Origin of the sequence: Bacillus sp. SD075 (genome assembly GCF_017355165.1) — a bacterium.
In the GTDB taxonomy this organism is placed as follows: domain Bacteria; phylum Bacillota; class Bacilli; order Bacillales; family DSM-1321; genus Peribacillus.
In genome coordinates this window covers 49,091-62,173 of the sequence record NZ_JADILK010000015.1, presented here as the reverse complement: position 1 = coordinate 62,173, position 13,083 = coordinate 49,091, and the positions used below count along the sequence as shown (strand labels likewise).

General features: G+C 41.5%; 10 protein-coding genes. All 10 read left to right on the top strand.

Going from position 1 to position 13,083, the window contains the following annotated elements:
• Positions 1-156: 156 nt before the first annotated feature.
• The 10 genes from IOC57_RS26320 (at position 157) to IOC57_RS12790 (ending at position 13,055) form a co-directional block, all read left to right on the top strand.
• Complete coding sequence (locus IOC57_RS26320) at positions 157-909, top strand: PadR family transcriptional regulator (RefSeq protein WP_207439097.1); 753 nt, start codon at positions 157-159, stop codon at positions 907-909.
• A gap of 116 nt (positions 910-1,025) precedes the next feature.
• A complete protein-coding gene (locus IOC57_RS12830; RefSeq protein WP_207439096.1) occupies positions 1,026-2,273 on the top strand; it encodes a GTPase family protein in 1,248 nt (415 codons plus the stop codon).
• 113 nt (positions 2,274-2,386) lie between these two features.
• Positions 2,387-3,529 (top strand): acyl-CoA dehydrogenase family protein, encoded by a 1,143-nt coding sequence (locus IOC57_RS12825; RefSeq protein ID WP_207439095.1) that lies wholly within the window; start codon positions 2,387-2,389, stop codon positions 3,527-3,529.
• 238 nt (positions 3,530-3,767) lie between these two features.
• The gene (locus IOC57_RS12820) at positions 3,768-5,030 is read left to right on the top strand and encodes a sensor histidine kinase (protein ID WP_286184809.1); all 1,263 of its coding nucleotides are present in this window, start codon (positions 3,768-3,770) and stop codon (positions 5,028-5,030) included.
• 112 nt (positions 5,031-5,142) lie between these two features.
• Positions 5,143-7,131: an acetoacetate--CoA ligase gene (locus IOC57_RS12815; RefSeq protein ID WP_207439093.1), complete on the top strand. Its 1,989-nt coding sequence runs from the start codon at positions 5,143-5,145 to the stop codon at positions 7,129-7,131.
• 340 nt (positions 7,132-7,471) lie between these two features.
• Positions 7,472-8,464 (top strand): thiamine pyrophosphate-dependent dehydrogenase E1 component subunit alpha, encoded by a 993-nt coding sequence (locus IOC57_RS12810; protein WP_207439092.1) that lies wholly within the window; start codon positions 7,472-7,474, stop codon positions 8,462-8,464.
• 21 nt (positions 8,465-8,485) lie between these two features.
• Positions 8,486-9,523 (top strand): alpha-ketoacid dehydrogenase subunit beta, encoded by a 1,038-nt coding sequence (locus IOC57_RS12805; RefSeq protein ID WP_207439091.1) that lies wholly within the window; start codon positions 8,486-8,488, stop codon positions 9,521-9,523.
• 104 nt (positions 9,524-9,627) lie between these two features.
• Positions 9,628-10,848, top strand: a complete 1,221-nt coding sequence (locus IOC57_RS12800; protein ID WP_207439090.1) for a dihydrolipoamide acetyltransferase family protein — start codon at positions 9,628-9,630, stop codon at positions 10,846-10,848.
• A gap of 17 nt (positions 10,849-10,865) precedes the next feature.
• On the top strand, positions 10,866-12,248 hold the full coding sequence (gene lpdA, locus IOC57_RS12795) for a dihydrolipoyl dehydrogenase (protein WP_207439089.1): 1,383 nt from the start codon (positions 10,866-10,868) through the stop codon (positions 12,246-12,248).
• Between the two features lie 30 nt (positions 12,249-12,278).
• Positions 12,279-13,055 carry an acetoin reductase gene (locus tag IOC57_RS12790; RefSeq protein ID WP_207439088.1) on the top strand — a complete coding sequence of 259 codons (777 nt, stop codon included), beginning with the start codon at positions 12,279-12,281 and terminating at the stop codon, positions 13,053-13,055.
• The last annotated feature ends 28 nt before the right edge of the window (positions 13,056-13,083 follow it).

Below are 13,083 nucleotides of genomic sequence, written 5' to 3'. Positions count from 1 at the left end.
TGTTTTAATTTTTACAATAGATAAAATTTGAAAAATTACTACTGGTCAGTTAGATATTAAAAACTTTACTATTATGTGGCAGCACAGGATAATAAGGGGAGGGAATAAATAGATAATAATGTGTTTTATAAACAGTATATAAAGGAGGTTTTGACAGTGAAGAAAGGGGAGAAACTGTCTGCAACGGTTGAAACGGTTGGGTTGAGCCAGCGTGAATTTCTAACGATTTTTTTACTTCACTCTTTGAGTATAAAAGCGAATTATCCAAGGGCGATTCATCAGGACCTAAAAAATACGTTCACTGGAAAAGTGCATAGCTATGACTATTTATGTAAAATTTGTAATACGCTAGTCGAATCGAACCATCTATCATTATATAGGAATAAGGGAAGAAATTATTATCAAATTACTGAAAAAGGCAAAGAGCTTTACATATGGTACCAAGAAAATTTCCTGGAACGGTTTTCCGAAGTGAAAAAGGTCATTGATCGCTTCATGTTCGATCTAAGGGGTTCTGGTGAAAACCCACCCGTTCTTAATGAGCTACCTGAAGAATACAGGTCTTATTTCTCGAAAATAATATCGGTGAAGGATCTTGTCCGTTATGTAACTTTAAAGGCGGCTTTCACTAAGAAGCCGATTTACATGGGGGAAATTGGCGATCTGCTTAAAAATCAGTTCGGTTGGATCGCTTCAAACGGCTATTTATACGATTTGTCCCATGAAATGGAAGAGAACGGCCTGCTTGTCGGCAGGTGGGAAAGTGAAAAACGAACTAAAAGGTATTTACGAATTACCGATGAAGGACAGCATCATTACAAACAGATTGCGGATTCTGCCGCCTTTCAAGTCCAGGAAATCCAAAAATACATGGCCAGTGTCGTTATGTTCTTAAAAGAAAAGAGTTAAAAGAATATAAGAAATGAAGCCCCTTAATTTTGCAAGGAGAATGAAGTTACATGCTTAATTTGAATTGTCCAAGGGTAAATGTTACTTAAAACACTTCTTACATGGGGGAATGAGTGATGGTGGAAAAACACGATGAAATGGGAAGCATATTCAGTTTCATTAAAGGCCAGGTAGATAAGCTGCCCATTTCACAAGCGAAAAAGAACAAAATGCTTGACCAGCTCTTAAGGCTTAAAACGATGACAGTTGATGCAAGGGAACCGCGAATTGCTCTTGTGGGTAGGCGAGGTTCCGGAAAATCCTCACTGATTAATGCGATGTTTGGTCAGGAACGGCAATATGTCAGTTCCGTTAAATCTGGAACGGGTAAAGGGAAATGGCTCTGGTACCCGAGTGATGCTGAGCCCAAAATTCGTTTGCTGGATTCACGCGGACTGGGTGAGAGTGAAGCGCCTACGGAAGAATTCGAAGAAGAAACCCCAATGGATGAATTGAAAAATGCGGTAACCGAAGAACAGCCTGATGTGTTTCTTTTCTTGATTAAAGCAAAAGAAGCGGATTCAAGGATTGAAGAAGATTTACAGGAATTGAAAAAGCTGCGCAAAATCGTTAAAGAGAATCACCATTATGATGTACCCGTCATCTGTGTGGTCACCCAAGTGGATGAATTAGATCCGCCACATTATAAACAAGCACCTTTTGATGCCAATCCTAAGAAAAAACAGAATATTGATGAAGCCATCTCTTTGATGTCAAAACGATTTAAAGAGTGTGAAATACCTCTATTGAACATCATTCCTATTTGTTCTTATATTGATTTTGACGAAAACGGAAATATTGAATATGATATGCGTTGGAACATTGATTTGCTTTCTGATTACTTGATCGAGGCCTTACCCAGTGAAGCGAAGCTGAAGACCGCCAAAGCGATGCAGAGCCAATTCGTTAAGAAGAAATTCGCGCGGACGATAGTGGGAACGTTTACGGCAATCGCCGGTTTAATCGGTGCAGAACCAATTCCTTTTGCCGATTTTCCCATTTTGACCGGCATACAAGGTTTAATGATTGTGGTGATTGGGTTTATCGCTGATAAAGAAATCAATACAAAAACGGCAAGTGAATTCATTGCGGCATTAGGGATCAATGTTGGAATCGGTCTCCTTGTCAGGGAAGGTGTCAGGGCTGCAGTCCGTTTCATCCCAGGAGCTGGTCTAGCCGTTTCAGGTGCGGTAGCGGGCGCGGTAACATATGGAATCGGGCAAGCAGCAATAGCTTACTTTCTCGAAAACAAAGATATTGATCAGGCGAAGGAAGCTTACAAGAACGCGAACAAAGAATATAAAAATGAAGACATTCACTCTTAATGGGCAGATTCAAACCATAAACTACACTAAGGTGATATGATAAAGTGGAGTTCGCAGTTCTGTTTCTGCGCTGGAGTTTCAGCATTTTGTTTACTACAGGAGGGATGATCTTCATGTCGTTTTTTCAATCACAGAAGCAAAAAGAATATATACAAAAATTGGAGGATGTGATTCAGTCCTTTCCCGGTCGTTCTGAAGCACTTGATGATTCAAAGGGTTTCCCTTTTGAAAACATTCAGGAGTTAAAGGAATTCGGATATTCCCAATTAACGTTAGCAAAAGAAGATGGTGGATATGGCGGTTCCTTATATGATTTTCTCCTTTGCCAAGAAAAAATAGCTCAATATTGCGGCCCGACAGCCTTGGGAATAGGCTGGCATGTCGGAACGGTCCTATCCTTAACGGAGAAGAGACCATGGGAAAAAGGAGTCATGAATGAATTGTTTGATAAAGTGTCTAAAGGCGCCCTCATCAACACGGCAGCATCTGAGGCAGGAACGGGTAGTCCGACGCGAGGCGGCCGTCCGGAAACGATTGCCATCAAAAAGGGTCAACAATGGATTTTGAATGGCAGAAAGACTTTTACTACACTCTCTCCCGTCCTTGATATTTTTCTAGTAACGGCATGGGTACCAGAGGATGAGCACCTAGGGACATTTTTAGTTCATCGTGATGTAATGGGGGTAAGTATAGAAGAAACTTGGGATATGATTTCCATGCAGGGGACAGGAAGTCATGATTTGGTGTTAAATGATGTCAGCTTGCCTGATAAGTATTATGTCATGAAAAGCAAACCTGGTGAAAAAAGAAAACCTGAAGCGTGGCTATTACATATACCTGCTTGCTACTTGGGAATTGCAGTGGCTGCCAGAAATTACGCAGTCAAATTTGCGAAAACATATTCACCCAATAGTCTACCAGGACCAATCAGGGAGCTTCCGAATATTCAACGGACAATTGGGGAGATGGAACTGGAATTGGGCGAAGCACACCATTTCCTCTACTCCGTCGCAGAAAAATGGGTGCAGCACCCTGAAGATCATGAAGAATTATCGAAACAATTGGGTGCTGTTAAGTTATCCGTCGTCAATAAAGCGATTTCCATCGTCGATAAAGCGATGAGAGTCGTTGGAGCCAAAAGTTTACAACGGAACAATCCCCTGCAACGCTTCTATAGGGATGTACGCGCAGGACTTCATAATCCTCCGATGGATGATGCAACAATCACCATGCTAGCAAAATCAGCTCTTTATTAAGTGTGTACTGGGATATTTTTTGAAGCACGGAAATGACTTCGTCATTTCCGTGCTTTTTCCCGTTCTTTTATCAACCTGAATCATCCGTTTTATTTGTTTGGTCCTCTGGTCATTAGTTTTCTCTTTTTTTAGTCCCGCATGTTAATTTTACTAGCTTATCAATCTTTCTCTTGTTATTATTTATATATCTGTCTAAATCTTCGAAAAATATCGAAAGTTCGGTGTGAAAATGAATCTTATGACAAAAGATTTACTGATTAACTTTTTAATTATCCTTTTTCCGATCTTTTTATTGCAAATGAGCTATCTAGTGAAGTATGTATACCGTTTAGATGCATTAAAAGGATCCTTCCTAACAATTTTCCCTATTCTTTCACTTGTTCTATGCATGCTATTTCCTGTAGTTATAGAAGAAGATTTTGTTTGGGATCTTAGATGGATCCCTTTTCTTTTAGGCGGTTTATATGGAGGTTACCGGTTAGGTATCATCTTAATAGTCATCACTCTTGTAATTCGCTATTTAACAGGTGGCGAAAATGGCTTTTATATTTCATGCATCACCTTTCCACTAATTGGTGTTTCCCTGTTTTTTATATCTAAATACTATCTGAAAATGCCTGTCATTAAAAAAATTCTCATCGGAATATCATTAATCTTCCTTGTACATCTTCTCACACAGCTTATTTCAACAGTAGTATTTGAACTTACTATAGGTATAAGCTTATGGAAACAATACTTCACGATCCAAGTCATAGGAATCGTTGTTGTAATCTTACTATGGGAAGTCATCCTCACTAATTTTCAGGTTCTCGAAAAATTAGTGAAAGCGGAAAAATTGCAGATCGTCAGTCATCTTGCTGCAAGCATATCTCATGAAGTCAGAAATCCCCTTACAGTTACCAGGGGCTATATTCAAATGTTAAGCGAAGATGTGCCTTCCCATACAAAGGTCAAGTATGCAAATATTGCTCTGATGGAATTAGATCGGGCCACGGAAGTTATTAACGATTATTTGACTTTTGCTGCCATAAGCCCTGAAAACACAGAGCGATTAAGGGTATCCGAGGAAATTCATCATGTCGTGAACAGCATAAAACCCTTGGCTAACAATAATGGAACAGAATTGAAGTTATCCCTATTCGAAGATGAAGCTTATTATATCATGGGGGAAAGGAAGAAATTCCAGCAGTGCTTATTCAATATCTTAAAGAATGGAATAGAATCGATGCATGATGACGGCGAAATATACATACAGTTAATTCTTGCTGCCTCCACCATCCAAATAAAGATCCAAGATCAGGGAATTGGAATGACACAGGAACAAATATACCGTTTAGGTGAGCCCTACTTCACGACAAAAAATAAAGGGACGGGATTAGGTATGATGGTTTCATATAGCATTATCAAAAGCATGGATGGGAAGGTATACGTTTCAAGTGTACTGGGGAAAGGGACATGTTTCTCTATTAACCTGCCCATACATAGATACGATCGTATTTGAGTTTAGTCTAAATTGACGGTTTTAATCTCATAGATTACAATTTAAGTAAACTACCAATTATTATGAAATGATTCAATGACGAATTTGATACCTAAGGGAGATGGATGATTGAATGAAATCGCTTACTGATGGACAAATCATTTGGGAACCGACAAAGGAACAAATCGAGCAAACGGTATTGACTCAATATGTGAAATGGTTAAAAGAAAAGAAAGGTTTAACATTTCATGATTACCATGAATTATGGAAATGGTCGGTAGATGAACTGGAGGAATTTTGGGCTTCAATTTGGGATTATTGTGATGTAAAAGCCTGCAGGAAATATGACAGGGTTTTAGCGCAGCAATCAATGCCAGGTGCGAAATGGTTCGAGGGGGCAAGGCTAAATTATGCCGAAAATGCATTATGGAATGAACAAGAAGAGAAAACGGCGATTTTTTTTCGTTCCGAACATATCAGGCAGCAAGAGGTTAGCTGGAAAGAGCTGAAAGAAAAAGTAGCTTCTGTCGCCCATTCATTAAGGGAACTTGGTGTGAAATCCGGTGATCGTGTCGTTGCCTATATACCAAACATACCTGAAGCGGTCATAGGTTTCTTGGCAACCGTAAGCATAGGTGCCATATGGTCCAGCTGTTCACCTGACTTTGGGGCAAGAAGTGTCATAGATCGTTTCAAACAGATTGAACCGGTTGTATTACTGGCGGTTGATGGGTATCAGTATAATGGAAATATATATGATAAAACACCAGTCGTCTCACAACTTAAACAGGAATTGGTCACTGTCAAGCATACCGTGTTGGTTCCTTACATAGAAAAAAAGATTTTGAAAGAGAATCTGGCAGATACGATTCCTTGGGATGACCTTTTAAAAGAAAAGGCGGAATTATCTTTTGAAAGTGTTCCCTTCGATCATCCGCTTTGGATCCTCTATTCATCTGGTACAACCGGCATGCCAAAACCAATTGTACAAGGGCATGGCGGTATATTAGTGGAACATTTTAAATCAACAAGAATCCATCAAGGCATGACCTCCGAGGATACGGTATTCTGGTTTACGACGACAGGCTGGATGATGTGGAATCTCCTTATGGGTGGTTTGCTTAACGAAGGGACCATCGTCCTATATGACGGCAGTCCTTCTTTTCCCAATATGGATGCCCTTTGGGAATTGGCGGAAGATACAGGCATGACTTTCTTTGGAACAAGTGCACCATTCCTTACGAATTCCATGAAGTTAGGAAACAAGCCCATGGGAAAATATGATTTATCGAAATTGAAGGCTCTTTTTTCCACTGGAGCTCCATTGTCTGGCGACGGTTATAAATGGGTGTATGAGAATGTCAAGAAGGATATCTGGCTCAGTTCATCCAGTGGCGGCACCGATGTATGTGCAGGATTTGTAGGTGGAGTTCCTACACTGCCCGTGAGAATCGGAGAGATACAAGGAAGGGCATTGGGGGTTTGTGCGGAAGCCTTTGATGGACATGGTCAAACATTGATTAATGATGTCGGTGAATTGGTCATTACCAAACCGATGCCATCCATGCCGCTATACTTCTGGAATGATCAAGGCGGGACAAGATACTACGAGAGTTATTTCGATACGTATCCTGGCATATGGAAACATGGTGATTGGATAAAGATCGACGACAGGGGAAGCTGTATCATTTATGGACGTTCCGACTCGACCATCAACCGTTCTGGTGTACGGATGGGAACCAGCGATATCTACAGAGTCGTAGAAGCGATCGACGAGGTAATGGAAAGCCTTATCATTGATAGGGAAGTGCTTGGCCGCGGTTCATCACTGCTGCTGTTCGTTGTTCTTAAGCCCGGTAAAATACTTGATACAGCTTTGACGGCAAAAATCAAGGAACAAATCAGAGGGCATGTGTCCCCTCGCTTTATCCCTGACCAAATTCATGTCGTTGAACAAATTCCTAAAACATTAAACGGAAAGAAAATGGAAGTCCCGATACGTAAAGTGTTATTAGGTTTCGAGTTTGATAAAGTAGTGAATGCAGACTCCATGGGAAATCCAGAATCCCTACAATTCTTTAAAGAATTAGCTCTCGAATTGAATGAAAAAAAAATATTCTAGCATTCAGACGGAGCAAAAAAGCTCTGTCTTTTTTTAAATTCCCTTTAAGCATTCCCCCTAACAAACATTCAAGTTATAAGTACCGACAACCAGATAAATGATGCATAAAGTTCATTAAACAGGCTGTTTCACATTCAAACCATCTTTTCACTTCAGTGGTACGTAAATTGGGATAGCTATATTTTAAAACGAGACAAAACGAGACAACAATCTCATTTTGTCTCGTTTTGTTTCGACTGAAATTAAATAAAATCCTAATTTTAACGTCCTCCCATCTTGGCACGGAATTTGCAATATCAATATAAAGATTGACTTATTATTAATGATTGGGGGCTGAAAAATGGAAACGGTTCAATCGAATGAAATAAAGTTATCACAGGACAAGGCTTATTGGATGTACAAAAAAATGCTGGAGATCAGAAAATTCGAAGACCAAGTTCATGAATCCTTTGCTAAGGGGATTTTACCAGGGTTTGTCCATTTGTATGCTGGGGAAGAAGCGGTAGCTGTAGGAGTATGTGCTCACCTATCCGAAAAGGACAGCATTACAAGCACTCACAGGGGTCATGGTCACTGTATTGCCAAAGAATGCGACCTAAATGGAATGATGGCTGAAATCTATGGGAAAGTGACTGGGCTTTGCAAAGGAAAAGGCGGTTCCATGCATATTGCCGATTTGGATAAAGGAATGTTAGGTGCGAACGGGATAGTTGGTGGAGGCTTTCCGCTCGCATGCGGCGCAGCATTAACTGCCAAATATAAAAAGACCGATCATGTCAGTGTTTGTTTTTTTGGTGATGGTGCCAATAATCATGGGACATTCCATGAAGGGATAAATCTGGCGGCAATCTGGAAGCTACCCGTTATCTTCATCGCTGAAAATAATGGGTATGGGGAAGCCACGCCTTTCAACTATGCTTCAAGTTGTAAAACGATAGCCGATCGTGCGATAAGTTACAATATCCCGGGTGTACGAGTGGATGGGAAAGATGTATTGGCTGTGTATAAGGCTGCTGAAGAAGCTGTTCAGAGAGCCCGCAGGGGAGAAGGTCCATCATTGATCGAATGCGTTACTTATCGTAATTATGGACACTTCGAGGGAGATGCACAGAAGTATAAAAAAGAACAAGACAAAAAAGAGCATAAACAAGAGAAAGATGCGATTGCCCTGTTTAGGAATTACTTACTCAATCAGAATCTGCTGGCGGAAAAAGAACTGATTTCTCTTGAGAGTTCCGTTGAGGAAGCTATTAAACAGGCAGTTAAGTTCAGTGAAGATAGCCCGTATCCAGAGGCATCCGATTTATTAAACGATGTTTATGTATCCTATTAAACTATAAAAGGAGGAATTGAGATGAGTAGAAAAATAAGTATGTCACAAGCAATAAATGAAGCTATGGCCATGGCAATGAGAAAAGATGAAAGCGTCATCCTTATGGGAGAAGATGTAGCTGGCGGTGCAGAGGTCGATCATTTACAGGATGACGAAGCATGGGGGGGTGTCTTAGGCGTCACAAAAGGATTGGTTCAAGAGTTTGGCCGGGATAGAATTCTTGATACACCCATTGCGGAAGCAGGATATATGGGAGCGGCCATGGCCGCCGCTTCGACAGGCTTACGACCGATTGCCGAGTTAATGTTCAACGATTTCATTGGCAGCTGTTTGGATGAAGTATTGAATCAAGGTGCGAAGTTCCGCTATATGTTTGGGGGAAAAGCACAGGTTCCCGTGACGATCCGTACGATGCATGGTGCGGGGTTCAGGGCTGCAGCACAGCATTCACAAAGCCTTTATGCCTTGTTCACTAGCATTCCTGGATTGAAGGTCGTCGTTCCCTCATCCCCCTATGACGCAAAAGGACTCTTACTTTCAGCCATAGAAGATAATGATCCCGTCATCTTTTTTGAAGATAAAACGCTATACAACATGGTAGGAGAGGTTCCGGAAGACTACTATACAATCCCAATAGGCAAAGCTGAAATTAAAAGGAAAGGCTCGGATTTGACAATCGTTTCCATCGGTAAACAAGTTCACACCGCGATGGAGGCTGCTGGAAAACTTACAGCTAAAGGCATTGAAGTTGAAATTGTCGACCCGCGGAGCCTGTCACCACTAGATGAAGAATCGATTCTTAATTCTGTGGCAAAAACAAATCGTTTAATCGTGATCGATGAAGCGAATCCAAGATGCAGCATCGCAACGGATATTGCCGCACTGGTGGCGGATAAGGGATTTGACACGCTTGACGCCCCAATTAAGAGGATCACAGCACCACATACACCTGTACCTTTTTCTCCACTGCTCGAAGATATTTACCTTCCATCATCAGAAAAAGTGATACAAGTCGTTTCAGACTTATTGGGGGAGCCTTCCATTCTTGGGTGTAATTAAATCAATTTGATGCATGCTCCAGCTTTTTCGCATAAAACTGCAAAAGTTGGAGCAACAAAAATCAATGATGGACACAGAAACCAATCTGAAGGGAGAAAAAAGATATGGCGGTCGAAGTGGTAATGCCGAAATTGGGCATGGCAATGAAAGAAGGCACTGTTTCGTTATGGAGTAAGGCTGTTGGGGATCCAGTCGAAAAAGGTGAAGCAATAGCCAGCATCAATTCAGAGAAAATAGAAATGGATATTGAATCTCCGGCTGAAGGTACGATCCTGAATATAGCTGTTCAAGAAGGACAAGGAGTACCTCCAGGAACCGTTATCTGTCATATCGGAAAGCCGAATGAAAAAATAATGATCAATGATCAAGTTGCTAAAGAAAATCAGCCGAAAATGGATGAACAAGAAAAGCCGAAAACAAAAGAGTCACCCATTTTGTCAATGGGCAATCGATTGATGGTCACTCCGGTTGCGCGAAAAATGGCACAGGCAGCGAATCTTGACATCGAGAAAATTCAAGGCACCGGACCAGGCGGAAGAATCACTAAAGAAGATGTACAGAAAGTAATTGAGAAAAGGGATACCATGTCGGTCAATACAGAAGAAACAAAAGTGAACCCCCAACATACTTTGGATAGTTTTCAGCAGATTCCCGTGACCGGGATGAGGAACATCATTGCTACACGTATGAAAGAGAGCTTGCAAAGCAGTGCCCAATTAACTCTAACGATGAAAGTTGATGCCACTGATCTAGTCATTTTGCAAAAACAGGCCACTGAAACGCTACAAAAATATGAATCAATGAAATTGACTATAACGGACTTTGTTGCCAAAGCTGCCGTGCTTTCACTTAAAGAGCATCCTAAAATGAATAGTGCCTATATTGAAGATAATATCATTTTGCATGAGCGTATCCACCTTGGATTAGCAGTGGCCTTGGAAAATGGACTCGTTGTTCCCGTCATAAGAAACGCCGAAAGTTATACCCTAAAGCAGTTATCGAATAAGGGTAAGGAATTGGCCCGGTGTGCTCGTGACGGTAAATTGCCTATCGAAGACATGCAAGGATCCACTTTTACCATCAGTAATCTGGGGGCATATGGCATTGAACATTTTACACCGATTCTCAATACACCGGAAACGGGGATACTTGGCATTGGTTCTGCTTACGATACTCCGCTTTATATTGGCGAAAAATTGGAGAGGAGAACGATCTTGCCACTTAGTTTAACTTTTGATCACCGGGTACTTGACGGGGCACCCGCTGCTGCCTTTTTACAAACACTAAAACGGTATTTAGAAGAGCCGATCACCGTGATTTTATAGGAAAGGAGGGAAAGCACTTGAATCGAATAGCTATTGTAGGCGGAGGTCCTGCAGGGTATGTAGCGGCTATCACAGCTGCCCAGCAGGATAAGGAGGTCATATTGGTAGTCGATGGGCCATTGGGGGGTACCTGTTTAAACGAAGGATGCATGCCAACGAAGTCATTATTGAAAAGTGCCGATACGTATGACCTGGTGAAAAATGCAGGGAAAATGGGAATTCGCCTGCCCTTCAATTCGATTGAAGTCGATTGGGAAACTGTACAAGGACGAAAGAACGATGTCGTATCTGAACTAGTGAACGGCATTCGATATTTAATGAATAAGAATAAAATAAAAGTCATCCAGGGTAGAGCGTCTATCCTGACGAGCAATCGGCTGCATATCGAGAACGGAAATAAAATTGAAGAGATTGAAGCAAGTAAGATCATCATTTCAACTGGGTCTGAACCGATTCCACTACCTTTTGCGCCGTTTGATGGTGAATGGATCATCCATAGTGGTCATGCCATGTCGCTTCCTGCCATTCCCGATTCGCTTCTAATTGTAGGAGGCGGCGTCATCGGATGTGAATTTGCCAGTATTTATAGCAGGATGGGCACCAAGGTTACCGTTATTGAAATGGGGGCAAAGCTGCTTCCGGGGGAAGATGAAGATATTACGAGCATCTTGCATGGAGAATTGAAAAACCAAGGTGTTACGGTCCATACCTCCGCATCTGTCAAAAACATCAATGCAACCAGTAAGACGGTATTTTTTGAAAAAAGCGATGGCGAATTGGAAGAACATTATGCTGATTACGTACTCGTATCAATAGGGAGAAAACCAAGAGTGAATGAAATGGGGTTAGAAGGAAACGATATTGACTTTTCCCGACTTGGCATCTCGGTGGATGATCGAATGCAAACAAGCAACCCATCGATTTATGCCTGTGGTGATGTGATAGGAAGCATACAACTCGCCCATGTTGCTTTTCATGAAGGTCGAGTGGCGGCTCTGAATGCCTGTGGTCAGTTTGCACAAGTGAATTACCGTGCAATCCCTCGCTGCATTTATACCTCCCCGGAAATTGCTAGTGTAGGCTTGACTGAAAAAGAAGCGCGAAAAAAATATGGCGAGATTAAAGTTGGTGAATTTGCTTTTTCGGCAAATGGGAAAGCAATCCTTTCCAATAAACCAGAAGGAAAGGTCAAAGTTCTAGTAAACCCACAGTATAATGAAGTTCTAGGTTTTTCCATAGTTGGTCAACATGCAACAGAATTGATTGGTCAAGGAACGGTCATGCTTCATGCAGAAATAACGGCAGATATGATGGAAGATTTAGTAGCGGCGCACCCAACCTTGTCGGAATCCATACATGAAGCTCTTTTAAACGTTGTAGGTCAAGCTGTGCATTCATAAAAAATTATAAATGAGCAAGGGGGAATTTGTATGGCTAGCGGTCAACGGACGGCGGTAGTCACTGGTGCAGGACGCGGTATCGGACGCGCCATTGCATTAAGATTAGCGCAAGATGGATTGAACGTGGTTATTAATGACGTCGATCTGGATACGGCTGAATCGGTCGTAAATGAGGTTAGGGAGCTTGGACGTGAAAGCTTTGCCGTTATAGCGGATGTAAGCAATAGACGGGAAGTTTTCGAAATGGTGAATAACGTTGTGGAACGTTTTGGACAGTTGGATGTTATGGTTTCAAATGCAGGAATTGCTCAAATAATGCCTCTTCTTGAAGTAACCCAAGAGGACCTTGAACAGATTTTCAATATAAATGTAAATGGTGTCCTCTTTTGCCTGCAAGCCGCTGCTGAACAAATGAAAAAGCAAGAAGGCGGGAAAATTATAAATGCTGCCAGCATCGCGAGTTATAAAGGTTTTAGCTTACTGGGTACATACTCGGCCACAAAATTTGCCGTAAGAGGCATTACACAAGCAGCAGCACAGGAATTGGCCCAGTTTGGCATTACGGTGAATGCATACTGTCCAGGAATTGTCGGGACGCAAATGTGGGATCTAATCGATGAAAAAATGGGGCAATATATGAATCTGGCAAAAGGTGAAACATTTAAAAAGTTTACAGATTCCATAACCTTAGGACGCTCCGAAACCCCAGATGATGTTGCGAAATTCGTATCTTATCTTGCTTCACCGGATTCGGATTATATGACAGGGCAATCCATCATGATTGATGGAGGGGTTATTTTTTCATAAACCAACGCATTACATTCTTCGTTGGAGA